The sequence below is a fragment of the Streptomyces sp. NPDC048612 genome (assembly GCF_043199295.1).
In the GTDB taxonomy this organism is placed as follows: domain Bacteria; phylum Actinomycetota; class Actinomycetes; order Streptomycetales; family Streptomycetaceae; genus Streptomyces.
In genome coordinates, this window is sequence record NZ_JBICVV010000007.1 from 1 (window position 1) to 23,480 (window position 23,480).

Below are 23,480 nucleotides of genomic sequence, written 5' to 3' on the forward strand. Positions count from 1 at the left end.
GACGTAAAGCGAAGCAGTCCGGCACACCCCACCCGCGGAGGCCCGTCACCGCACCCCGACAGCCCCGCGCAGCGGACCCGCCCGCCGCCAGGCGCGAACGGCGGAGGCACCCGCAAACATCACCCGCACCCACGCCCCGCGCAGCGGAGGGGAGGGGAGACTGGGGGTCACCCCAGAGGGACACCCGCCTCCAGATGGAGGGGGCAACCGCGTTCACGCGCGCGGAGCGCCCAGTGGAGCCGGTTCCAGCGAACCGGCGGCAGCATCTGCCGCGCCTCCGCTTCGGTCGCGAAGCGCCATTCGCGCAGCTCCGCGCCGGGGAGCAACAGCTTGCTGATGCGGTCGGCGGGCAACGTACCGCCGTCGTAGAGCAGTCGGAGGCCACCGAAGCCGGGAGGCGCAGGCGCTTCCCAGTCCAGGACCAGCAGCCGGAGCGCGTGGGGCAGTTCGATGCCGAGTTCCTCGGCGACCTCGCGTACTCCGGCCTGTGCGGGGGCCTCTCCGCGTTCCACCACGCCGCCGGGGAACTCCCAGCCGGCCTTGTAGGTCGGGTCGACGAGCAGTACCCGGTCCTGGTCGTCGAAGAGCAGCACACCGGCGGCGAGCGTCTCGGCCGTCGGTTCGGGGGTCTGCACGATGTCGCAGGCGCCGGCGCCGGTACGGACGGCCTCGGCGACCTGTTCGGCGGCCTGCCGGGGGGTCAGCCGGGTGGTGTCCACGACGTGTGCGTCGCCGCGCAGCCACGGCAGGGCGTCGGCGTACGGCCCGAGGTGTTCCAGGCACCACCGGCGGACCGACTGGTTCGCCGCGGTGTCGCCCGGGGTCTCCTCGCGCTGCGCTATCCGCGTCCGCAGGATCGTTTCCTCGGTGTGCAGCAGCACATGCCGTACGGGTATCCGGCGGGCGGCGAGGGCGCCGAAGATCTCGTCGCGGTACTCCTGGCGCAGCAGCGTCATCGGCGCCACCAGCGGACCGGGGACCTCGGTGAGCAGGGCCGCCGCGGTGTCCACGACCATGCGCCGCCAGGCCGGCAGGTCCTGGTAGTCGTCGATCTCCTCGAACCGCTTGGCCGGCAGCATCAACCGCAGTCCGCTGCCGAGGAGTTCGGGGTCGTAGAGCGTGCTTCCGGGAAGCAGGTCGAGCAATTCATGAGCCGTACTGGTCTTGCCCGCACCGAACGCGCCGTTCAGCCAGACGATCACGGTTTCCCCTCTTCCCTAGACCCAGGTCAGTTGCCCGCAACACCCTGCCACGGAAACTCTCGGGAACCAGGGGCCGCGCGCACGACCGGGAACGTTGCACATTCGACCATCGGCCCGGCCCGGGGGCCTTCGCTCACCCATGGACCCGCCGATCGAGAAATGCCGCGCGCGGCGGATGCTCGGTCACCGTATCCGCCGCCGCGAAAGCCCCCGGCTAACAAGCGCTCCCCCGCCCCTCCTGTACCGAAACCCCCACCCGATACCGGGTTTCCGGACCGCCGCCGCCCCATGGAGTGCCGCATATGACGGCGGCCCATGGGGGCTCGGCGGCCGGTTCCTCGCGGTTCCGCCCGCCCCTTGCGCGCACCCGCGGATACCGCCTCGCTGCACTCACTGCGTCGACGGCCGCGGTCTCCAGGATTTCCCGCGGGAGTCGCGCGGGAAAGGGGCCGGAAGGAACTGCGGAAGGTGCGGGGGAATGCGGTCCGTACGGCGATGACAAGTGGAGGGAGTCTCGTCCATGTGCCGTGGAGTCCGGGGTATTGGCCTTCCTCTCGTCGGTGACTTCTGCTCGTGCGCCGTGAATGGCCGGGGCGAAGGTTTTCTTCGGGTGCGGCTTCCGGGGCGGTCGGGGTGGGCGGGGGAAGGTCACCTTCTTGGCGCCGGGTGCCGTGCCCCGCGCGAACCGCTGCAAGGGGCCGGCGGGACCTCCGATGTCCTGCCGCTTCCCCGGGTGCCGCCGGGGCGCCGAAAGCTCACGGGGTCAGGTTTCTCTCCTCGGGATGAACCAAACAGAAATCAACGTGAGTTGGCGGGATGTCGCTCCGATGGGCCGGGAGAGTCACGGCGGTTGGTGAGCCTTCGCCAGGAACCGCGAGCGCTCCTCTTCCAACAGACTCCAACAAGCCCTACCGTAAACACTCGTACGCGACCGGTAACGAACCCCACCACACCTCTCGCGAAGACGGAGGACGCGAAGCATGCGCGTTCATTTCCGCACCATCCACCGGCGAGGTCAGCGAAGAATCATCGGAGCGCTGTCCGCCGCGCTGCTGTGTACCGCAGGAGTGACCGCCCTGCCCGCCGCGGCCCGGACACCCGGCGCCCCGGCCCCCGGAACCGCCCCCGGCGCGAGTACGGCCCGTACCGCCGGCGCCGCGGAGGCCCACCGGCTTCCCGGCGGCCTCGCGAAGACGCCCCCGATGGGCTTCAACAACTGGAACTCCACGGGTTGCCGGGCGGAGTTCAACGAGGAGATGGTCAAGGGCATCGCCGACCTCTTCGTCACCAAGGGCCTCAAGGACGCCGGCTACGAGTACGTCAATCTCGACGACTGCTGGGCGCTGCCCACCCGCGACAAGGACGGCAAGCTCGTACCGGACCCGCGGCGCTTCCCGCACGGCATCAAGGCGCTGGCCGACTACGTGCACGCGAAGGGCCTGAAGTTCGGCATCTACACGAGCGCCGGGATCAGGACCTGCAACCCGGCCGGATTCCCCGGCGGACTGGGCCACGAGAAGTCCGACGCCCAGCAGTTCGCCGACTGGGGTGTGGACTACCTCAAGTACGACAACTGCAACAACATGGGTGTGGACGCCAAGCAGCGGTACCGGGCCATGCGGGACGCGATCGAGGCCACCGGGCGGCCCATCGTCTACAGCATCTGCGAATGGGGCGAGAACAAGCCCTGGGAGTGGGCGTCGGACGTAGGGCATCTGTGGCGCACCACCGGCGACATCAGCGACTCCTGGTCGAGCATGCTCGCCCTCGCCAAGCAGAACCTGCCGCTCGCACCGCACGCCGGCCCCGGGCACTGGAACGACCCGGACATGCTGGAGGTCGGCAACGGCGGGATGACCGACACCGAGTACCGCAGCCACTTCTCGCTGTGGTCGATGATGGCCGCTCCGCTGCTGATCGGCTCCGATCTGCGCAAGGCGACCCCGGAGACCTTCGAGATCCTGTCCAACAAGGACGTCATCGCCCTCGACCAGGACCCGCTGGGCAAGCAGGCCACGGTGCTGAAGTCCGAGGACGGGCGCTGGACGGTGGTCCGCCAACTGGCCAACGGTGACCGCGCGGTGGCGCTGTTCAACGAGACCGGGCGGCCGCAGCGGATCGCCACCACGGCCAGGGACCTCGGCCTGCCGCAGGCCGACGGCTACCGGCTGCGTGATCTGTGGCAGCACCGGGACACCCACACCACGGGCACCGTCTCCGCGACCGTCCCGGCGCACGGCACCACCGTCTACCGTGTCTCCGCCGACCCGCGCTGGGCCACCTACCCGCCGGCCACCGAGACCGGCACCGACCGTACGCCGCTGGTCGAGGCCGGCACCGCCGCCGGGCTCCGCTCCACCGTGCGCAACCTGGGCGGCACCCCCGCCAAGGACCTCACCGTGACGCTCCGGGCGCCGCGGGGCTGGCGGGCCGAGGCCACCTCACCCGCGTCGGCCCGCGCCCTGCCCGGCGGCCGGACGCTCCGCACCAGCTGGCGGATCTCCGCACCGTCCGGCACCGCGCCCGGCGCCTACGCCCTGCCGCTGACCGCGGCCTACCGCTCCCCGGGCGGCGCGCGGATCACCACGACCCTGCCGGGCACGGCCCATGTCGTCGTGCCCCCGCCGGCCGGGACCACGGACGCCGCCGCACTCCCCTGGCTCACCGCCGCCAACGGCTGGGGCCCGGTGGAGAAGAACACCAGCGTCGGGGAGGAGGCGGCCGGGGACGGCAGACCGATCCGCATCGGCGGCACCGGCTTCGCGAAGGGCCTGGGCGTCCATGCCGCCAGCGAGGTGAGCTTCTACACCGGCGGGCGGTGCTCCGCGTTCAGCGCCCGGGTCGGCGTCGACGACGAGGCCGGGGACCGTGGCTCGGTCGGCTTCGAGGTGTGGGCCGACGGCGAACGGGTCGCCCGGATCTCCCCGGTGACCGGTAAGGACCCCGCGCGGGACGTCAGCGCCCCGGTCGCCGGTGCGCAGACCGTCCGGCTGGTCGTGACGGACGGCGGGGACGGGATCGACTACGACCACGCCGACTGGGCGGACGCCACCTTCCGCTGCTGAGACGACGGCCGGCGGGGTGACCGTCGCTGCCGGGCGGGCCCGCCGGTCCGCCCGGCACCCGGGCCGCGCACCCGGAGTCAGCAGGTGCGCAGTCCGGGAACCGGCTCGTCGTTCTCCCCGCCCCTGAGGTAGACGACGCTGACGTAGACACCGGAATGGCCGCTGTCGTCATCGGTCTTGGCCCACCAGACATTCGTCCACGTCCCGTAGGTCTCCCGGCGCCCCAGCCTCGCCTGGCAGTAGAAGTAGTTGGTGCCCATGGTGAGGGTGCCGACCCGCCGGAACGACGCGGTGTACGAGTCCGCGCCGCGCCAGACCTCGCAGTTGGCCCTGCCGCCGCCGATCGCCCGGCACGACGGCCGTTCCGTCGGCTCACCGCCGGCGCCGCCACCGCCGTTGTCATCACCGCCGTCACCGCCACCGCCGGTCCCGCCGGACGCACCGCCCTGGCCCCCGCCCGAACCGCCCCCGCCGTCGGCGCCCCCGTCGGTCTCCCCCGCGCCACCGTCCTGCCCGCCCGGGCTCCCGCCCGCACCACCGGGGCCGGGGGCGTTGACCCCCGCGCCGTCCGAGGGCCGGTCCCACGAGGACGGCGGCCCGCTCCGCCCGCCGTCCCGGCCCCTGCCGCCCTCGTCCTCGTGGTTGCCCCTGGCGTCGTTCCGGCCGTCGGTCCTGCCGTCGGCCGCGTCCCGGTGGTCCGGCCCGCCCGGCCCGGCCGACGCCCCGCGCTCCGCGACCGCCTTGCCCGACCCGCCGCCGACCAGCGCATACGTGAGGCCGCCACCCGCCGCGAGGACGGCGAGCACCGCCGCCACGGCCAGGGCCACACGAGGCCGTCCTCGCGCGGCAACCCGTTCGGTGTCCCGCTCGGCAGCGCGTACGGCGTCCGGTCCGGCGTTCCGACCGGCCTCCCGTCCGGTGGCGTTCGCCGGGTGGGGGCCGGTGGCACCCGGCGTGGGGTGTCCGGCGGTCGCGGAGTGCGGCGTCGCCGCCGGTGCCGGAACGGGCGGTGCCGGTTGTGGTGTGGGCCGGGGTGCCGCCGGGCCGGCCTGCGGTACCGGGCCGGGAAGCCGGCCGTCCGGCGGGGCCGCCGCCCGGACATCGGTCACCGTGGGCGAGTGCGGCGCCGCGGGCGCCGGCAGCAGCGTGGGCTCGCGGCCCTCCGCCACCGCCGTCAGCAGGCCGCGGGCCTCGGCGGCGTTGGGCCGGTCGGCCGGGTTCTTGGCCATCAGGGCATGGAGCACCGGGGTCAGCGGCCCGGCCCGCCGGGGCTCGGGGAGCGCCTCCGTGACGATCGCGGTGAGCGTCGACCACACCGACGTACGGCGGAACGGCGCGCCGCCGCCCTCGACCGCCGCATACAGCGTCATCCCGAGCGACCAGATGTCCGAGGCCGGAGTGGGGTCCTGGCCCTGGGCCCGCTCGGGCGGCAAGTAGTCGAGGGAGCCGACGAGTTCGCCGCTGCGGGTGAGGTGGGTGGTCGCGCCGTCGCCCGGGGCGTCGATGCTGGCGATGCCGAAGTCGGTGAGCACCACCCGGCCTCCCCCGCCGCCCGGACGGCCCGGTCCCTGCCCCCAGCCGTCCAGCAGCACATTGCCGGGCTTGACATCGCGGTGCAGCACGCCGGCCCGGTGGGCGGCGTCCAGGGCTGCCATCACCTGAGCGCCGATCCGGGCGATCTCCCGGGGTTCTAGGGTGCCCCGCTCCTGCAGCACATCGTCCAGCGAGGGGCCGTCCACCAGCTCCATGACGATGACGGGGCGGCCGTCCTCGTCGAGGACGTCGTGGACGGTGATCACCCCGGAGTGCCGGATGCGGGCCGCGGCCCGTGCCTCGCGCTGCATCCGGGTGCGCAGATCGGCCAGTTCCGGAGCGGAGGCGTCAGTGTAGGCGCGCAGGACCTTGACCGCGACCTCGCGGCCCAGCACCTCGTCGACGGCGCGGCAGACCACTCCCATGCCGCCGCGCCCGATCCGGCCGGTCACGCGGTAACGGCCGCCCAGCAGCCGCCCGTTCAGATCCGCGTCGGGGCCGCCCGGCGACCCGCCCGCCGCGGCGGCGCCGGGCGCGCCGGAACCCGCTGCGCCGTCAACGCTTCGCGAGGGCTCGCTGGGCCCGCTCCCACCGTTCGCCCCGGGCTGCCCGTCCGCACCGTCCGCCCCGTCCGGCGCACGCTCCCCCGTTGTCACCGTTGTCGATCCCCTCGATACCGGTAGCCCTGCCGGCACCCGTGTGCGTCACGGCGGCCGTCGCGATGGGCACCAGATTAGGGGGCGCAGGGGCGCGCGGGGGTGAGGTCAGGGCGCGGGGACGAACGCGTCGAGAAGGGACTGCTGCGCGGCGGCCGCGGCGCCCACCACCCCGGCGTCCGTGCCCATTTGGGCGGGTACGACCGTCAGGCCCGACACGAACGACAGCTTCGCGAAGTCCCGCAGGGCCGTACGCAGGGGCCGGAAGAGGACCTCGCCCGCGCCCGCGACTCCCCCGCCGATGACCGCGATGTCTATCTCGACGAGCGTGGCGGTGGCGGCGATTCCGGCTGCCAGCGCGCGGGCCGCCCGCTCGAAGGAGCGCAGGGCGACCGGGTCCCCGGCGTGCGCGGCGGCGGCGACGGCGGCCGCGCTGGTGTCACCGTCGGGTCCCGGCTGCCAGCCGTTGGCCAGCGCCCGGCGGGCGATATTGGGGCCGCTGGCGATCCGTTCGACACAGCCGCGGGAGCCGCACGGGCAGGCGTCGCCGTCGACGTCGACGGTGATGTGGCCGATGTGCCCGGCATTGCCCGTGGGCCCGGGGTGCAGCCGGCCGTTGAGGACGAGGCCGCCGCCGACGCCGGTGGAGACCACCATGCACAGGGCGTTGGCGTGGCCCCGGGCGGCGCCCTGCCAGTGCTCGGCCGCGGTCATCGCGACGCCGTCGCCGACCAGCACGACGGGGCGCTCCCCCACGAGCGCCCGCACCCCGGCGACCAGCGGGAAGTCGCGCCAGCCGGGGATGTTGACCGGGCTGACGGTGCCGGCGGCGGCGTCCACCGGGCCCGCGCTGCCGATACCGACGGCCGCCACCCGCGCCCAGTCCGGCCCCGCCGCCAGCTCGCCGATCACCTCGGCCACCGCGCGCATCACCGTCGCTGCGTCCTCGTCGGCGGGCGTGGGCCGGGCGGCCCGTACGAGCAGTCTGCCGCGGGGGTCCACCAGAGCGCCGGCGATCTTGGTGCCGCCGATGTCCAAGGCTGCGCTGAGGTCGGTCTGCATCTGTGTGGAATCTCCTGGTGGGCCCGGGGGCCGAGCGTACCGGCCCGGCGCGAGAACGCCAGTCTCCCCGCGATTGACAACGTTGTCTAGAGGCTATGCTCGACGCCACACGCCGACGCCGACAGAATCAGGACCGCTCACCGTGACCGACACCGCGCGGGGCACGTCCCGCCGCTATGGCACCCGGCCCACCATGAAGAATGTCGCGGCACGCGCCGGCGTGGGCCTCAAGACGGTCTCCCGTGTGGTCAACGGCGAACCGGGGGTCACCCCGGACACCGAGCGGCGCGTCCAGGAGGCCATCACGGCCCTGGGGTTCCGCCGTAACGACTCCGCCCGCATCCTGCGCAAGGGCCGCACGGCCAGCATCGGCCTGGTGCTGGAGGATCTCGCCGACCCCTTCTACGGCCCGCTCAACCGCGCCGTCGAGGAGGTCGCCCGCAACCACGGCGCGCTGCTGATCAACGGCTCCAGCGCCGAGGACCCGGCCAGGGAACAGGAGTTGGTGCTGGCCCTGTGCGCCCGGCGGGTGGACGGCCTGGTCATCATCCCGGCCGGGGACGACCACCGGTATCTGGAGCCGGAGATCGCGGCCGGGATAGCCACGGTCTTCGTCGACCGCCCGGCCGGCCGCATCGACGCCGATACCGTCCTCTCCGACAGCTTCGGCGGCGCCCGGGACGCGGTGGCCCATCTCATCGCGCACGGCCACCGCCGGATCGGCTTCATCGGCGACCAGCCCAGGATTCACACCGCCCATGAGCGGCTGCGCGGCTACCGCACGGCAATGGCCGCCGCCGGCCTGCCCGTTGACGAGTCCTGGGTGTCCCTCGGCACGACCGCGCCGGAGCGGGTGCGGTCCGCCGCCACCGCCATGCTGGCCGGCCCGCAGCCGGTGACCGCACTGTTCGCGGGCAACAACCGCGTCACGGTCACGGCGGTGCGGGTGCTCGCCGGCCACCCGCGCCCGGTCGCGCTCGTCGGCTTCGACGATTTCGAACTCGCCGATCTGGTCGACCCGGCCATCACCGTCGTCGCCCAGGACGCCGCCTGCCTGGGCCGTACGGCGGCGCAGCTGCTCTTCCGCCGGCTCGACGGCGCGGATGACGCACCCCGCCGGATGGACATACCCACCCGGCTGATCCCCCGCGGCTCGGGCGAGATCCCGCCGTCGGAGGACTGAACTCCCCGTCAGCGGGCCGCCGCAGACCGGAGAGCCACCGCGCGCTGCGGGGTCGGCGGGCCGCCACGCACCGGCGCCACGGGCCGTCACCCCCCGCCGTCACGAGCCGTCGCCCCCCGCCGTCGCCGGTCGTCGCGCCGCGGGGGCCCGGCGCGGCCGGCTCTCTTCCAGAGGAGCGCCATCCCCAGCCCGAGCGCGATCAGCGCGACGAGCACGATGCCGGCCTTGAACGCCTGGTCCACCAGCAGGTGGTGGACCAGCCCCGCACCGTCGCCCCCACCCCGAGCGAGGACGACGCCGGGCCCCGCCGGCGGGCCGCCGCCGGTCATCGGCCCGCACCCCGCTCCCGCCGCCCGCGCCCGTCGTCGTCCAGACGGCGGGCCGCGGCCCTGAGTGCCGCCCCGGCCAACGAGCCGCCGCCCCGGGAGGCACCCCGGCCCCGCGTGGTGCCGCGGTCGCCCAAGTGGCGGCTCACGGCGCGCGCGGCGGGTGCCGCATACCGCCGCAGCTCGCCGAGCCTCCCCCGTCGCCGGAGCGCCAGCGCCACCGCGAAGACCAGCAGGGCCAGCACCACCAGGCCGCCGACGAGCAGGCCGAAGCGCAGCAGCAGAAGGTTCAGGACCTGTTCCATGGCCACCTCTCCCATTTTTGTATCACGAGCGTGATAGAAAACAATTTATCACAGCCGTGATAGAAAGGGTCCATGCCCAAACAGGTGGACCGGGAAGCCCGGCGCCGCGAGGTCGTGGACGCCCTCCTCCGCGTGGCCGTACGCGACGGCCTCCAGCGCGCCTCACTCCGCGCCGTCGCCGACGAGGCGCGGCTCAACATCGGTTCGGTCCGGCACTACTTCGCCGGACAGGAGGAGCTGATGTGCTTCGCGATGCGGTCGATGGTGGACCGGGTCGGCGAGCGCCTCCGGCGCCGGATCGACGAACTGGGCGATCTGGACGGCCTCTCCGGGCCCCGTATCCGCCGGTTCGCGGTGGAACTGCTCTCCGAGCTGCTGCCCCTGGACGACGCACGGCGCGCCGAGGTGACCGTCCTCGTCGACTTCTCCACGGCGGCACGCACCGATCCCACGCTCGACGGCCTCGCCCATGAGACCGCGGTCGCCACCCGGACCCTGGTGCGCCGCATCCTCACCCGGCTCGACTCGGCGGGCGGGCTGCGGCCGGGGCTGAGCGTCGAAACCGAGACCGAGCGGCTGACGTCCCTGCTGGACGGCCTCGGCTTCACCGCCGTCCTGCGGCCCGAGGTCCTGGACGCGACGGCCTGCGCCGCCGTCCTGCGCGCCCATGTCGACGACCTCGGACCGGCGGCGGACTGACGCGAAGGAGGCCCCCGCCGATCCGGCGGGGGCCTCGTTCGCACAAGAAATGGCGACCGTCAACTCACCGCAGCACGCGACAAGTTGACCTCATGCCCTCAGGCGGTCGTGGCCGTCGGGCGGCCCGCGAGGGCGTTCAGGTCGGCGCGGGTCAGGCCGGACAGCCGGGCGACCTCGGCGGTGTCCAGGGCTCCGCAGTCCAGGCCGCGCAGCAGATAGCCGCTCAGCGCCTTGGCGGTGGCGGGTTCGTCCATGACGTCGCCGCCGGCCTTGGCGACGTACGCCGCGAGCCGGGCCGCGGCCTGCTCCAGGCCCCCGCGGTAGAAGGCGTAGACCGCCGCGTAGCGGGTGGGCAGATGGGCCGGGTGCATGTCCCAGCCCTGGTAGTAGGCGCGGGCCAACGAGCGGCTCACCAGGCGGTGGTGGAGCCGCCAGGCCTCGTGGACCCGCTCGGTCGGGCCGACCGGGAGGACGTTGGTCGAGCCGTCCGAGAGCCGTACGCCGGTGCCCGCCGCCGCGACCTGCATCACGGCCTTGGCATGGTCGGCCACCGGGTGGTCGAGGGACTGGTGGGCGGCGCTGACGCCGCAGGAGGCGCTGTAGTCGAAGGTGCCGTAGTGCAGGGACGTGGCGCGGCCCTCGGCCGCCTCGATCATGCGGGCGACGGTGGCCCGGCCGTCGGCACCCAGGATCGACTGGGTGGTCTCGATCTGGATCTCGAAGCCGATCCGGCCGCTCTCCAGCCCGCGCGCCTTCTCGAACGCCTCCAGCAGCCGGACCATGGCGGTGACCTGCTCGGCGTAGGTCACCTTGGGGAGCGTGAGGACCAGGCCGTCGGGCAGCCCGCCGGCCTCCATCAGGCCGGTGAGGAAGATGTCGAGGGTGCGGATGCCGCGGTCACGGACGGCGGCCTCCATGCACTTCATCCGGATGCCCATACAGGGGGCCGCGGTGCCGGTCTCGTACGCGGCCGCGACCAGGGCGGCGGCGCGGGCCGCGGCGGCGTCCTCCTCGGCGTCCGGGCGGGGGCCGTAGCCGTCCTCGAAGTCGATGCGCAGGTCCTCGATGGGCTCACGGGCCAGCTTGGCGCGGACCCGGTCGTGGACGTCGGCGGCGAGCGCGTCGGGGATGCCGAGGACGGCGGCGAGCGCACCGGCGTCGGGGGCGTGGGCGTCGAGGGCGGCGAGCGCCTGGTCGCCCCAGGAGCGCAGGGTGCCGGCGGTGAAGGTGTCGCCGGGGACATAGACCGTGTGGACCGGCTGGCGGGTGCCGGGGTCACCCGGGTAGCGCCGCGCCAGATCCGCGTCCACCTGGGCGAGAGCGGCGCCGATGCCCTCGCGTACGGTGTCCGCGAGGCTCGTCGCCACGGTCTCCTGCTGCCCCATTCGCTGCCCCTCCCGGTGCTCACACCCGACAATCGCGCGTATTCCGCTTAACGGAATCAACAATCCGTATAGCGAAGTTATCCGGGTCGTTCGGCGAGGTCAACACCCCTCGCCCCGGGCGGCGCAGGTCACGGGCGTCCGACCGCCCCGAAATCCCGTGGCGCCCCGGCGCCGGCCCCATCAGACTCACCCGCATGACATGGACCGCACCCTCCGTCGAGCGCCGAGAACTCCCCACCGTGGCCGGTGAACGGGAGATGCTGCAAGGCTGGCTCGACTTCCATCGCGACACCCTGCTGGCCAAGTGCACCGGACTCACCGGTGACCAGCTCGTCCAGGCGAGCAGCGCACCGTCCGACCTGACCTTGCTCGGCCTGGTGCGCCACATGACGGAGGTCGAACGGGCCTGGTTCCGCCAGCGCTTCCTCGGTGAGCCGGTCGGCGATCTCTACTTCAGCGAGGCCCGCCCCGACGCCGACTTCGAGGATCTCGACCCGTCCGCCGCCGAGGCACAGTTCGCGGCCTTCCGCGCCGAGACCGAGGCCTGCGACAAGGCCGTGGCGGACCGCGGGCTGGACGAGACCTTCACCGGCCCCCGGGGCGCGCGGAGCCTGCGCTGGATCTACGTCCACATGATCGAGGAGTATGCCCGGCACAACGGCCACGCCGACCTGCTCCGCGAGCGGATCGACGGTGTGACGGGCGATTAGGACGCGAGGCAGGACCGTCCGGCAACGCCTCCGCGGCACCCCTTCGGCCGCGGACACCCGAGGCCCCGTACGCAGCGTGCGTACGGGGCCTCGGGCCTGCGCCGGAGAGACCGGCACCGCGACGGGTTCAGCCCTTGCGGGTCTTGACCTCGTCGGTGAGGGCCGGGACGACGTCGAAGAGGTCGCCGACCACGCCGTAGTCGACCAGCTCGAAGATCGGCGCCTCTTCGTCCTTGTTGATGGCGACGATGGTCTTCGAGGTCTGCATACCGGCACGGTGCTGGATCGCACCGGAGATGCCGGCCGCGATGTACAGCTGCGGCGAGACCGACTTACCGGTCTGGCCGACCTGGTTGGTGTGCGGGTACCAGCCGGCGTCCACCGCGGCACGCGAGGCGCCGACGGCCGCACCGAGCGAGTCGGCGAGCGCCTCGATGACCGGGAAGTTCTCGGCGCCGTTGACGCCACGGCCACCGGAGACCACGATCGCGGCCTCGGTCAGCTCCGGGCGGCCGGTCGACTCGCGCGGGGTGCGCGAGACGATCTTGGTGCCCTTGGAGGAGTCGGCGACGGTCACCGCGAGCTGCTCGACCGCGCCGGCGGCCGGCGCGGCCTCCGGGGCGGCGGAGTTGGGCTTGACGGTGATGACCGGGGTGCCCTTGGTGATGCGGGACTTGGTGGTGTACGAGGCCGCGAAGACGGACTGCATGGCCACCGGGCCCTCGTCGCCGGCCTCCAGGTCGACGGCGTCGGTGATGATGCCGGAGCCGATGCGGACCGCGAGGCGGGCACCGATCTCCTTGCCCTCCGCGGAGGACGGCAGCAGCACGGCGGCCGGGGAGACGGCGTCGTAGGCGGCCTGCAGCGCGTCGACCTTGGGGGCGACGAGGTACTCGGCGAACTCGGGCGCGTCGGCGGCCAGGACCTTGACGGCGCCGTGCTCGCCGAGGACCTTGGCGGCCTCGTCGGCGTTCGGGCCGAGGTGCACCGCTACCGGCTCGCCGATGCGGCGGGCGAGGGTGAGCAGTTCGAGGGTGGGCTTGCGGACGGCACCGTCCACGTGGTCGACGTAGACAAGAACTTCAGCCATGGGATTGCTCTCCTGCGGGGAAGAATGAGGGCGGGGGAAGGACTACGCGGCTCAGATGAACTTCTGGCCCGCGAGGAACTCGGCGAGCTGCTTGGCGCCCTCGCCCTCGTCCTTGACGACCGTGCCCGCCGTACGGGCCGGGCGCTCCGTGGCGCCGTCGACCTTGGTCCAGGCGCCCTCGAGGCCGACCTCGTCCGCCTCGATCTCCAGGTCCTCCAGGTCCAGGGACTCCACCGGCTTCTTCTTGGCGGCCATGATGCCCTTGAAGGAGGGGTAACGCGCCTCGCCCGACTGGTCGGTGACGGACACGACGGCCGGCAGCGCGGCCTCCAGCTGCTCGCTGGCGGTGTCGCCGTCCCGGCGGCCGGTGACCTTGCCGTCGGCGACGGACACCTCGGAGAGCTGGGTGACCTGAGGAACGCTCAGCCGCTCGGCGAGCAGCGCGGGCAGCACACCCATCGTGCCGTCGGTGGAGGCCATGCCGCAGACGACGAGGTCGTAGCCGGTCTTCTCGATGGCCTTGGCGAGCACGAGGGAGGTGCCGAGCGCGTCGGTGCCGTGCAGGTCGTCGTCCTCGACGTGGACGGCCTTGTCGGCGCCCATCGACAGCGCCTTGCGCAGCGCGTCGTTGGCGTCCTCGGGACCGACGGTGAGGACCGTGATCTCCGCGTCGTCGGCCGCTTCCTTGATCTGCAGGGCCTGCTCGACGGCGTACTCGTCGAGCTCCGAGAGCAGACCGTCCACATCGTCCCGGTCGACGGTCAGGTCCTCGGCGAAGTGCCGGTCGCCGGTGGCGTCGGGCACGTACTTCACACAGACAACGATCCTCAAGCTCACGCCGACTCTCCTACCTGCTTCGTCTCTTCAGAACTGCCTTGTGCTGGCAGCATAGGCGCCTGTTGGGGCGGCTCCCGGTCGGATGCGCGTCCCCACGCCGACCGTCATATTACTCGCCAGTACATCCAGTCTCGTGCCCCGAATCAAGGCCGTCGAAATGTGACGTTGCCAACGGCCCTGAACAGGTGAAGAGGAAGCCGCGCCGGAACCCGCGCGTGTCGGGTTCCGGCGACGGACCGTCAGTCCCGGAGCGCGTTGAAACGGCCCTGGTGATAGAGGAGCGGACGGCCGGGCCCGGCCGGGTCGCCGACCACGGGCCGGGCGAGCACGATGCGGTGGTCGCCGGCCGGGACCCGCGCCACGACCTCGCACACCAGCCAGGCCAGTACGCCGTCCAGGAGGGGCACGCCCTCGGGGCCGGTGCGCCAGGCGGTGGCGGGGCCGAAGCGGTCGGCCCCGCTGCGGGCGAAGGTGGCGGCCAGCTCCTGCTGGTGCTCGCCGAGTATGTGGACGCCGATGTGCTCGGCCTCCGAGACGGCCGGCCAGCTGGAGGAGCCGGTGCCCACGCCGAACGAGAGCAGCGGCGGGTCGGCGGCGACGGAGGTGAGGGAGGTGGCGGTGAAGCCCGCGGGGCGGGCGCCGGGTGCGGTGATCACCGCGACGCCGGCGGCGTGCTGGCGGAAGACCGAGCGCAGGAGCTCGGGAGAAGCGGTGTGCGGCGTGCCGAGGCCGGTCAGGGCCGTCATGGAGTTGTCCTTCTGCTGTCGGGTACGGGCCCGGGCGGAGCCGTCGGCGGCCGTGCGGCGGCCGACGGCAGAGGGGTCGTCGCTGCTCACATGCCCGGACAGCGGGCACTGGCGGTCCGCAGAAGGTCGACGTGGGCGCGTCCGTAGAGAAGGGGTCCTGGCCGCATCACGTCAGAGTGACGATTCGTGACCCACAGCGTCAAGGGGCGCCCGCCATCTGGGAGATCAATCACGGACCGCGGCACCCAGCGCCGCGATCACATCCGCCTTCCGGGGCTGCCCTGAGGCGCGGCGCACGATCGCGCCCTCCGCGTCGAGCACCAGCACCGTGGGGGTACGCAGCACCTGGAGCCGCCGCACGAGGTCCAGATGGTCCTCCGCGTCGATCTCGACATGGGCCACGCCCTCGACCATGCCGGCCACTTCGGTGAGGGTGCGCCGGGTGGCCCGGCAGGGCTGGCAGAAGGCGCTGGAGAACTGCACGAGGGTGGCGCGCTCCCCCAGCGCCGCGCCGATCTCGGCGGCACCCAGCCGCGCCGTGTCGTCCCGCTCCCGCACCGTCAGCCTCCCATTGCGGCGTTGGTGCCACACGCCGAAGACGCTCGCCGCAGCGAGCACCGCGAGGCACACATGAGTCCTGTCATCGAGGGTGCAGCGTTCAGCAGACCGCAAAGATTCCCGGCCCCGCACCCGGCCCGGTCTGCGGCAGGGCGGGGGCACGGCCATCGCGAACGCCGTTTTCGGGTACTGCCTGGGGTGCGAGAGGTACCGTCTGGTGCGGCGCGCGGCGGGCTGAAGCGGTCACCACGTGACAAGAATCTCCCGGCCGGGGTGGCCGGCGCGCTGGCCGCCGCGGCCGACTTCGGGCACGATCTCCCGAAAGCCGCAGTTACGACTGCGTAGGTTTCCGCCGGGAGAACCCTCCCCAGGCGTGGAAAAGGGGTCCTCCGGACAATGGCAGAGCTCGTCTATCCGCCGGTGATCGGCGCCGCCCGTACGCTCTTCAAGGCGCTCGATCTGAAATTCGACATCGCCGGGACGGACCACATTCCGCGCCGCGGCGGGGCGGTTCTGGTGAGCAATCACATCGGGTACCTGGACTTCGTCTTCGCCGGGCTCACCGCGCGGCCGGCCAAGCGGCTGGTGCGCTTCATGGCCAAGGAGTCGGTCTTCCGGCACAAGGTGTCCGGTCCGCTGATGCGCGCGATGAAGCACATCCCCGTGGACCGCGGCCAGGGCATCCACGCCTACAAGCACGCGCTGTCCGCCCTGCGTTCGGGTGAGGTCATCGGGGTCTTCCCCGAGGCGACCATCTCCGAGTCCTTCACCCTGAAGACCTTCAAGTCCGGTGCGGCGCGGCTGGCCCAGGAGGCCGGGGTGCCGCTGCTGCCGGTGGCACTGTGGGGCACCCAGCGACTGTGGACCAAGGGCCACAAGCGCGATCTGGGCCGTAACCACTTCCCGATAACGATCCGGGTGGGCGAGCCGATGGAGGCCGACCCGGACGAGCAGGCCGAGAAGATCACCGACCGGCTGCGGTCCCGGGTGCAGGACCTGCTGGAGGCGGCCCAGCGCGCCTACCCCGTGCGCCCCAAGGACGCCGAGGACACCTGGTGGATTCCGGCGCACCTCGGCGGGACCGCCCCCGCGGCGCCCGGCCGCCTCGCCTGACCGTCCCGGGACCGGCCCGGATCAGCAGGAGCGGATCTCACCGACCTCGATCCGGGCGTCCGGGCAGGCCCGGCGCAGCGCCTCGGCCAGCTCGGCGCCCGCGGCCGTCAGCGCGTCGAGCGGCATGGGGGCCAGCCGCTCCAGCAGGAAGAGGGCGCTGACCGAGTCCTCGGTGAGACGGGTGCGCACGCCCTGCCGCCAGTTCCAGCGGCGGCAGGTGACGCCCTCGTCGTCGCACCAGACCACCTCGCCCGCATCGGGGTGCTCGATGACCTCGGCACCCCCGGCCGCGGTGACGAACGGCTCGTCGCCGGTGGCCCGGACGAGCCGCATAACGCCCTGGATACGGTCCAGGTCCTCGCCGCCCACGGGGACGAGGTGCGCGACGCTGACGGCGTTGTAGAGGTCGACCAGCCGGTTGATGCGCGGCAGCCCGCCGTCCGCGAGCGCGCGCCGGGCCAGCGCCTCGGCGGAGTTGCGGGTGCGTGAGGGCTTGCTGCCGAAGGCGGTGTACGCGGCGCGCCAGGCGGCGAGGTGCGGATCGTCCTGCGGGGCGCGCCCGTCGAGGCGCTCGGCCAGCCGGCGGGCGGCGTCGTCCAGCAGCGCCGCACCGGCCTCGTCGCTGGGCCCGTTGGTCAGGCCGTGGGCCTCGACGGCGAGCCAGCTGAAACCGGGTGCCAGGGCGCGCACCTCGTCGGAGACCTGCAGGGCACAGGTCAGGTCGGGGGCCTGCGAAGGGCTGGACATCAGGGCCGTTCCTCAGAAGTCGGTGGGGAGCGTCTGCCAGAGGTGAGGCCGGTCGACGGCCTCCCGGAGGCATTTCAGCACGGCCGGGTGCGGTTCAGCAAACAGCACCGGGCAGTCCACTTCATTGAACTCCGGGCGGGCGACGAACGCGAGCTGCTCCCGGTCGAGGCGGAACTGTGCGTCGACGCCCGGCTTGTTGCCCCGCGGGTCCTGCCGGGCCCAGCGGTCCTCGCCGGGCAGCCGGACGGCGACCAGGCCGTGGAGGACGTCGAACTTCTGGTAGCAGAGCGCGGTGGGGATGCCCTCGGCGCGCAGCAGGGCCGCGAGGGCGTGCGCCTTGGCGTAGCAGATGCCGGTGCGCTGGGCGAGGACGTCCGAGGCACGCCAGGTAACCCGTGGATCACCGACATCCTGACTGTGCGGAATGGCGTCGCGGACGAATTCGAAGGCGGCCTTGGCGTATGCGTATGCATCGGGGGCGCCGACGGAGAGGGTGGCGGCGGCGGCCCGGACGCGTGGATGCTCGTGGTCGATGACCTCGTCGGCGGCCAAGTAGGCAGAGATTTCCGGGGCGTTCTGGATCAGCTCCATGCCCGGGGAGCGTAATGATGCGCCCAGCCGAGAGTCAATGACTTTTCGGCCGGGCGCATGATTATGCAATTGGCGTTCTCCGAGCTGCGGTGCCGTTCAGCGGCCCAGCTCCTCGCGGAGTGCAGCGAGGAAGCCGTCGACGTCCTCCTCGGCGGTGTCGAAGGCGCACATCCAGCGCACCACGCCGGTCGCCTCGTCCCAGAAGTAGAAGCGGTAGCGCTTCTGGAGCCGCTCGCTGACGTCGTGCGGCAGCCGGGCGAACACCCCGTTGGACTGCACGGGGTAGAGGATCTCCACCCCGCCGATCTCCCGCACGCCGGCCGCCAGCCGCTGCGCCATGGTGTTGGCGTGCCGGGCGTTGCGCAGCCACAGGTCCTTGGCGAGCAGCGCCTCCAGCTGGACGGAGACGAAGCGCATCTTGGAGGCCAGCTGCATGGACAGCTTCCGCAGATGCTTCATCGCCCGCACCCGGTCGGGGTTGAGCACGACCACGGCCTCACCGAAGACCGCACCGTTCTTGGTGCCGCCGAAGGAGAGGATGTCGACGCCCACGGCGTTGGCGAAGGCCCGCATCGGGACATCGAGGGTCGCCGCGGCGTTGGCTATCCGCGAGCCGTCCAGGTGCACCACCATGCCGCGCTCGTGGGCGTGTTCGCAGATCGCCCGGATCTCGTCCGGCGTGTAGACCGTGCCCAGCTCCGTGCTCTGGGTGATCGAGACGACCTGCGGCATGGCGCGGTGTTCGTCGTCCCAGCCGTACGCCTCGCGGTCGATCAGCTCGGGGGTGAGCTTGCCGTCCTCGGTGGGCACCGTGAGCAGCTTGAGCCCGCCGACCCGCTCGGGCGCACCGCACTCGTCGACGTGGATGTGCGCGGAATCCGCGGCGATCACCGCGCCCCAGCGGTCGGTCACGGCCTGGAGGGCGACGACGTTGGCGCCGGTGCCGTTGAAGACCGGGAACGCCTCGGCACGCTGCCCGAAGTGGCTGCGGAAGACGCGCTGGAGGTGCGCGGTGTAGTCGTCCTCGCCGTAAGCGACCTGATGGCCGCCGTTGGCGAGGGCGAGCGCGGCGAGCACCTCGGGGTGCGCGCCCGCGTAGTTGTCGCTGGCGAAGCCGCGTATCTCGGGGTCGTGGTGCTGCCGGGCGTCGGTCTTCGCTCCGGTCACGGCTCGGGGGTCAGCCACAGACGCTGTCCATTCACTTCCTGGGCGGGCCGGCTCCAGACCCCGGCGATGGCCTCGGCCAGCTCCGTGACGTCCGTGAAGCCCGCGAACTTCGCGTTCGGTCGCTCGGCGCGCATCTGGTCGTTGACGAGCGCCTTCACGATCAGGATGGCAGCAGCGGCACGCGGCCCCTGCTCACCACCTGCCTTGCGGAAACCGTCCGCCATGGCCAGCGTCCAGGCCTCGGCCGCGGCCTTGGAGGCGGCGTAGGCGGCGTTGCCGCTGGTGGGCTTGCCGGCGCCGGCCGCGCTGGTGAGGAGAAAACGGCCGTTGCCGCTGCGCTCCAGGGCGTCGTAGAAGGCGAGGGAGGTGTGCTGGACCGTGCGGACCAGCAGCTTGTGGAGCACGTCCCAGTCGGCGAGGTCGGTCTCCGCGAAGGTGGCGGAGCCGCGCCAGCCGCCGACGAGGTGTACCAGACCGTCGATCCGGCCGAACTCCTTCTCCGTACGGTCCGCCCATTCACGGGCCTGGTCCAGGTCGAGAAGATCCACGGTGTCCCCTATCACCGTGGCGCCGCCGTGGGCGTAGCGGGCCGCGTCCACAGCCTCCGCCAGCCGCTCGGGGTTCGAGTCCGAGCCGACGACCACCGCACCCGCCTCGGCCAGCCGCAGCAGGGTCGCGCGCCCGGCCGGTCCGGCCGCGCCCGCCACCGCGATGACCGCACCCTCCAGCGGCCCCTGGCCGCCCGTCGAAGTTCCCATCTTCGTCGCCTCCTCGTCCTGCTCCTCGACGGCCTGCGGCCGGGTGTTCCGGTCCGTCGTCATGCCGCCGCCAACGCGTCGCTGTGGGCCGTGATGCCCTTGGTGGATGCGATCACAGCACGCAGCTTCTTGGCGAGCGCTTCGTAGAACATGCTCAGCGGGAATTCGTCGGCGAGCACGTCGTCCACGAGCTTGCGCGGCGGCTGGTCCAGGTCGAGGGCCTCGGGCCCCTTGGCCCAGACCGAGCCCGGGTGCGGTGCCAGGTACGTCGAGACGAGGTCGTACGCGGCGAACCAGTGGACCAGCTTGGGCCGGTCGATGCCGTCGCGGTAGAGCTTCTCGATCTCGCCGCACAGCTGGTTGGTGACCTTGGGCGCCCGCTCCCAGTCGATGTGCAGTGTGTTGTCCGTCCAGCGTACGACGTCGTGCTGGTGGAGGTACGCGAAGAGCAGCTGGCCGCCCAGGCCGTCGTAGTTGCGGACCCGGTCGCCGCTGACAGGGAAGCGGAACATCCGGTCGAAGATCACCGTGAACTGCACATCGCGCGCCTGGGGGTACCCCTCGGCCTCCAGCTTCACGGCCTCCTTGAAGGCGGTGAGGTCGCAGCGCAGCTCCTCCAGGCCGTACATCCAGAACGGCTGGCGCTGCTTGATCATGAACGGGTCGAAGGGCAGGTCACCGTGGCTGTGGGTGCGGTCGTGCACCATGTCCCACAGGACGAACGACTCCTGGCAGCGCTTCTGGTCGTCGAGCATCGTGCGGATGTCGTCGGGGAGTTCGAGGCCGAGGGTCTCGACGGCGGCCTTGCTGACCCGGCGGAAGCGGGCGGCCTCGCGGTCGCAGAAGATGCCGCCCCAGCTGAACCGCTCGGGGGCCTCGCGCACCGCGATGGTCTCCGGGAAGAGCACGGCGGAGTGGGTGTCGTAGCCGGCCGTGAAGTCCTCGAAGGTGATGCCGCAGAAGAGGGCGTTGTCGTAGCGGGTGCGCTCCAGTTCGGAGAGCCAGTCCGGCCAGACCATGCGCAGCACGACGGCCTCGAAGTTGCGGTCCGGGTTGCCGTTCTGGGTGTACATGGGGAACAGGACGAGGTGCTGGAGACCGTCGGCGCGGTGCCGGGCGGGCTGGAAGGCGAGCAGCGAGTCCAGGAAGTCCGGCACGTCGAAGCCGCCGTCGGCCCAGCGGCGCAGGTCGGTGACGAGCGCCTCGTGGTAGGCGGCGTTGTGCGGCAGCAGCGGGGCCAGCTCGCCGAGGGCCGCTATGACGCGGTCCACCTCGGCGCGGACGGCGTCGGCGGTCGGTGCGCCCTCCGCCGTCAGGTCGATCGAACCGTCCTTGGACTGCCACGGGCGGATGCTCTCGACGGCGTCCTTGAGCACCGGCCACGCCGGGTGCGCGACCACACTCTCTGCGGTCGTGGTGGCCTCCTGGACACCCACAGGCGAAAGAATTTCCGTCATGACTGCCCTCCGGCGGTAGATCGTGTTGTCAGAACACGGTAACCAGCCGACGATCGCCCGCTCAAGTGGCACCGGTGAAAATCTTTCTGCCGACACCCGGCACTCACACCGATTTTTCCTGTGCGTGACGGCCCGGACGGCACTTCCTGCCCGCGACGCCGGGGCTTGCGGCGCTTCTTTCAGGGCGTGTTGACGGGGAAAGGCCACCTTTGCACCTTCCGGAACGGCGCCGTCCGGCCTACCGGACGCCTACCGCCCGTAGTCGTATGGCATATGCCACACCCCGCTCCCCGGCACCGTCCGCGCACGTGGTGACCGGTTCCCGGCAGGCCCGTCAGCGCCGCGAGGACTCGCCCACGCGAGGGTGAGCCGGTCTGGAACCGGATATGGCGGGTACCCGTACTGGACACACCGCGGCCCCGTCCGGCGCCCCCTTTCCCGCCGTACGGTCCCGTTAGGCTGAGCGCCGTTTCGTCACACCGTTGCCGACAGTCGACGGTCGACACCGGGACTGAGCCGACAGCAGCACCGAGCCGACAGAAGCGAGGCAGCCTTGTCCTTTCTCACCATCGGACACCGCGGGATGATGGGCGTGGAGCCGGAGAACACCCTGCGTTCCTTCGTGCGCGCCGAGCACGAGGGCCTCGATGTCATCGAACTGGACCTGCATCTGAGCAAGGACGGCGCGCTCGTGGTGATGCACGACGCGGACGTGGACCGGACCACCGACGGCGCCGGTCCGATCGCCGAACGCACCCTCGCCGAGCTGCGCGAGCTCGACGCCGGGCAGGGCGAGCGCATCCCCGTCTTCGAGGAGGTCGTGGCGGCGGTCAAGGCGCCGCTGCAGGCCGAGATCAAGGACGTGGCGGCCGCGCAGGCGCTGGCCGAGGTGCTGCGCTCACGGGACCTGGTCGACCGGGTCGACGTGATCTCCTTCCACGACGAGGCGCTGGCCGCGATCCGCACCCTGCTGCCCGGTGTCCGTACCGCGCTGGTCGGCAGCCGCTACGGCGCCGACGTCGTCGACCGAGCGCTGGCCGTCGGCGCGACCATGCTCTCGCTGAACATCCGCCGGCTCACCCTGGAACTGGTCGAGCGGGCCCATGCCGCGCAGCTGAAGGTGGTGGCCTGGACGGTCAACACCCACGACCAGCTCCGCCTGGCCCGCGGGCTCGGGCTGGACGGTGTGGTGACCGACCAGCCGGAGATCCGGCGGGCGGTCCGCTTCACCGCGTAGGCCGGCGGGCGTCACCTCGCGCCGGGCGGGGCGTACCGCGTCCCCCCGGCCCGCCCGCTTACGGAGAAATGCACAGTTCACAGCCCTGCAATGGGCGTCCGGCATGCGGACATTTCCCTGGGTGATCTCGACAGCGGGCCTGATGCACTGCCACTCTCCCGCCATGCGCCTCGCCAACCGCCCCCTCCGTCTTGCCGCTTGCGCCGCCGTCGCGCTGCTCGCCGCGGCCGTCGGCTGTGCCCCGCAGGACGCCTCCCCCGGTGGTCCGGGGGCCGCCGGCCCGCAGAGCTGCGACCGCGGCCGGCTGGCCACCGTGGCCCGCGGCACGCTCACGGTCGGCACCGACAAGCCCGCCTACGCGCCGTGGTTCCACGACGACGACCCGGCCAACGGCAAGGGCTTCGAGTCCGCGGTCGCCTACGCCGTCGCCCGGCAACTGGGCTACGGCAAGGGCGCGGTGCGCTGGCAGACCGTGCCGTTCAACAACGCCTTCGCGCCCGGTGCGAAGAAGTTCGACTTCGACATCAACCAGGTCTCCGTCAGTGCCGCGCGCAAGCGGGCCGTCGCCTTCTCCTCCGGCTACTACGACGTACGCCAGGCGGTGGTAGCGCTCAAGGGGTCCCGGGCCGCAAGGGCCAAGAGCATCGCCGATCTGCGGCGGGTCAAGCTCGGTGCGCAGGTCGGCAGCACCAGCCTGGACGTCCTCCAGGACACGGTCCGGCCCTCGGAGCCGCCGGCCGTCTTCCAGAAGAACGACCTCGCCAAGTCCGCGCTCAGGAACGGCCAGGTCGACGCGATCCTCACCGACCTGCCGACGGCCTTCTACATCACCTCGGCGGAGGTCAAGGATGCCGAGGTGGTCGGGCAGTTCGCGGCGACCGGCGCCGCCGAGGAGCAGTTCGGGCTGGTCCTGGACAAGGAGAGCCGGATCACCGGGTGTGTGACGGCCGCGGTGGACGCCCTGCGGAAGGACGGCACCCTGGCCCGGCTGGAGAAGAAGTGGCTGGCCGACGCCGTGTCCGTGCCGGTGCTCAAGTGACGTACGGAGAAAGT

21 protein-coding genes and 1 pseudogene are annotated in these 23,480 nt (G+C 72.4%); 7 read left to right on the forward strand and 15 right to left on the reverse strand.

Features of this window, described 5'->3' with window-relative positions; genetic code table 11:
• Window positions 1-167 precede the first annotated feature (167 nt).
• A complete protein-coding gene (locus tag ACGFN2_RS13135) occupies window positions 168-1,202 on the reverse strand; it encodes an NUDIX domain-containing protein (RefSeq protein WP_393359859.1) in 1,035 nt (344 codons plus the stop codon).
• Between the two features lie 980 nt (window positions 1,203-2,182).
• Between ACGFN2_RS13135 and ACGFN2_RS13140 the strand changes: the two genes are divergently transcribed.
• Complete coding sequence (locus tag ACGFN2_RS13140) at window positions 2,183-4,267, forward strand: NPCBM/NEW2 domain-containing protein (RefSeq protein WP_393359861.1); 2,085 nt, start codon at window positions 2,183-2,185, stop codon at window positions 4,265-4,267.
• A gap of 77 nt (window positions 4,268-4,344) precedes the next feature.
• Here ACGFN2_RS13140 and ACGFN2_RS13145 read toward each other — a convergent pair whose 3' ends face one another.
• Window positions 4,345-6,456, reverse strand: a complete 2,112-nt coding sequence (locus ACGFN2_RS13145) for a protein kinase (RefSeq protein ID WP_393359863.1) — start codon at window positions 6,454-6,456, stop codon at window positions 4,345-4,347.
• A gap of 108 nt (window positions 6,457-6,564) precedes the next feature.
• Window positions 6,565-7,518 carry an ROK family protein gene (locus tag ACGFN2_RS13150; RefSeq protein ID WP_362606967.1) on the reverse strand — a complete coding sequence of 318 codons (954 nt, stop codon included), beginning with the start codon at window positions 7,516-7,518 and terminating at the stop codon, window positions 6,565-6,567.
• A gap of 142 nt (window positions 7,519-7,660) precedes the next feature.
• On the opposite strand from ACGFN2_RS13150, the gene ACGFN2_RS13155 reads away from it, so the two are divergent.
• A complete protein-coding gene (locus tag ACGFN2_RS13155; RefSeq protein ID WP_393359865.1) occupies window positions 7,661-8,701 on the forward strand; it encodes a LacI family DNA-binding transcriptional regulator in 1,041 nt (346 codons plus the stop codon).
• An 86-nt stretch (window positions 8,702-8,787) separates the two neighbouring features.
• On the opposite strand, the gene ACGFN2_RS13160 is transcribed toward ACGFN2_RS13155, so the two are convergent.
• Together ACGFN2_RS13160 and ACGFN2_RS13165 are read right to left on the reverse strand one after the other, a co-directional pair.
• Entirely contained in the window at window positions 8,788-9,030 is a 243-nt protein-coding gene (locus tag ACGFN2_RS13160; protein ID WP_393359867.1) for a hypothetical protein, read from the reverse strand.
• Window positions 9,027-9,332, reverse strand: coding sequence for a hypothetical protein (locus ACGFN2_RS13165; protein WP_393359869.1), 306 nt, complete (start codon window positions 9,330-9,332; stop codon window positions 9,027-9,029). The genes ACGFN2_RS13160 and ACGFN2_RS13165 overlap by 4 nt, the downstream gene beginning before the upstream one ends.
• A 72-nt stretch (window positions 9,333-9,404) precedes the next feature.
• Here ACGFN2_RS13165 and ACGFN2_RS13170 point away from each other — a divergent pair, with 72 nt between their 5' ends.
• The gene (locus ACGFN2_RS13170; protein ID WP_393359871.1) at window positions 9,405-10,031 is read left to right on the forward strand and encodes a TetR/AcrR family transcriptional regulator; all 627 of its coding nucleotides are present in this window, start codon (window positions 9,405-9,407) and stop codon (window positions 10,029-10,031) included.
• A gap of 98 nt (window positions 10,032-10,129) precedes the next feature.
• Here ACGFN2_RS13170 and ACGFN2_RS13175 read toward each other — a convergent pair whose 3' ends face one another.
• A complete protein-coding gene (locus tag ACGFN2_RS13175) occupies window positions 10,130-11,416 on the reverse strand; it encodes a DUF6986 family protein (RefSeq protein WP_362606980.1) in 1,287 nt (428 codons plus the stop codon).
• A 194-nt stretch (window positions 11,417-11,610) separates the two neighbouring features.
• On the opposite strand from ACGFN2_RS13175, the gene ACGFN2_RS13180 reads away from it, so the two are divergent.
• Window positions 11,611-12,126, forward strand: coding sequence for a DinB family protein (locus ACGFN2_RS13180; protein ID WP_393359873.1), 516 nt, complete (start codon window positions 11,611-11,613; stop codon window positions 12,124-12,126).
• A gap of 127 nt (window positions 12,127-12,253) precedes the next feature.
• On the opposite strand, the gene ACGFN2_RS13185 is transcribed toward ACGFN2_RS13180, so the two are convergent.
• The 4 genes and pseudogenes from ACGFN2_RS13185 to ACGFN2_RS13200 form a co-directional block, all read right to left on the reverse strand.
• Window positions 12,254-13,216 (reverse strand): electron transfer flavoprotein subunit alpha/FixB family protein, encoded by a 963-nt coding sequence (locus ACGFN2_RS13185; RefSeq protein ID WP_393359875.1) that lies wholly within the window; start codon window positions 13,214-13,216, stop codon window positions 12,254-12,256.
• Window positions 13,217-13,267: 51 nt separating this feature from the next.
• Window positions 13,268-14,053, reverse strand: coding sequence for an electron transfer flavoprotein subunit beta/FixA family protein (locus tag ACGFN2_RS13190; RefSeq protein WP_393359877.1), 786 nt, complete (start codon window positions 14,051-14,053; stop codon window positions 13,268-13,270).
• A 239-nt stretch (window positions 14,054-14,292) separates the two neighbouring features.
• A complete protein-coding gene (locus tag ACGFN2_RS13195; protein WP_362607073.1) occupies window positions 14,293-14,799 on the reverse strand; it encodes a flavin reductase family protein in 507 nt (168 codons plus the stop codon).
• 225 nt (window positions 14,800-15,024) lie between these two features.
• Window positions 15,025-15,443 (reverse strand): annotated as a pseudogene (locus tag ACGFN2_RS13200) (TlpA family protein disulfide reductase).
• Between the two features lie 310 nt (window positions 15,444-15,753).
• On the opposite strand from ACGFN2_RS13200, the gene ACGFN2_RS13205 reads away from it, so the two are divergent.
• Complete coding sequence (locus ACGFN2_RS13205) at window positions 15,754-16,470, forward strand: lysophospholipid acyltransferase family protein (protein ID WP_362606993.1); 717 nt, start codon at window positions 15,754-15,756, stop codon at window positions 16,468-16,470.
• A gap of 21 nt (window positions 16,471-16,491) precedes the next feature.
• Here ACGFN2_RS13205 and ACGFN2_RS13210 read toward each other — a convergent pair whose 3' ends face one another.
• The 5 genes from ACGFN2_RS13210 to ACGFN2_RS13230 form a co-directional block, all read right to left on the reverse strand.
• The gene (locus ACGFN2_RS13210) at window positions 16,492-17,217 is read right to left on the reverse strand and encodes a B3/4 domain-containing protein (protein WP_393359879.1); all 726 of its coding nucleotides are present in this window, start codon (window positions 17,215-17,217) and stop codon (window positions 16,492-16,494) included.
• Window positions 17,218-17,229: 12 nt separating this feature from the next.
• Window positions 17,230-17,808 carry a transglutaminase domain-containing protein gene (locus ACGFN2_RS13215; RefSeq protein ID WP_393359881.1) on the reverse strand — a complete coding sequence of 193 codons (579 nt, stop codon included), beginning with the start codon at window positions 17,806-17,808 and terminating at the stop codon, window positions 17,230-17,232.
• Window positions 17,809-17,904: 96 nt separating this feature from the next.
• Window positions 17,905-18,993 carry a threonine aldolase family protein gene (locus ACGFN2_RS13220; protein ID WP_393359883.1) on the reverse strand — a complete coding sequence of 363 codons (1,089 nt, stop codon included), beginning with the start codon at window positions 18,991-18,993 and terminating at the stop codon, window positions 17,905-17,907.
• Window positions 18,972-19,733 carry an SDR family NAD(P)-dependent oxidoreductase gene (locus ACGFN2_RS13225; protein WP_362607076.1) on the reverse strand — a complete coding sequence of 254 codons (762 nt, stop codon included), beginning with the start codon at window positions 19,731-19,733 and terminating at the stop codon, window positions 18,972-18,974. Before ACGFN2_RS13225 ends, ACGFN2_RS13220 begins: the two co-directional genes overlap by 22 nt.
• A gap of 59 nt (window positions 19,734-19,792) precedes the next feature.
• Complete coding sequence (locus tag ACGFN2_RS13230) at window positions 19,793-21,190, reverse strand: DUF6421 family protein (protein ID WP_362606999.1); 1,398 nt, start codon at window positions 21,188-21,190, stop codon at window positions 19,793-19,795.
• A 553-nt stretch (window positions 21,191-21,743) separates the two neighbouring features.
• Between ACGFN2_RS13230 and ACGFN2_RS13235 the strand changes: the two genes are divergently transcribed.
• Both ACGFN2_RS13235 and ACGFN2_RS13240 read left to right on the forward strand, forming a co-directional pair.
• Window positions 21,744-22,427, forward strand: a complete 684-nt coding sequence (locus ACGFN2_RS13235) for a glycerophosphodiester phosphodiesterase family protein (protein ID WP_362607001.1) — start codon at window positions 21,744-21,746, stop codon at window positions 22,425-22,427.
• Between the two features lie 163 nt (window positions 22,428-22,590).
• Window positions 22,591-23,466, forward strand: a complete 876-nt coding sequence (locus tag ACGFN2_RS13240) for an ABC transporter substrate-binding protein (protein WP_362607078.1) — start codon at window positions 22,591-22,593, stop codon at window positions 23,464-23,466.
• Window positions 23,467-23,480 lie beyond the last annotated feature (14 nt).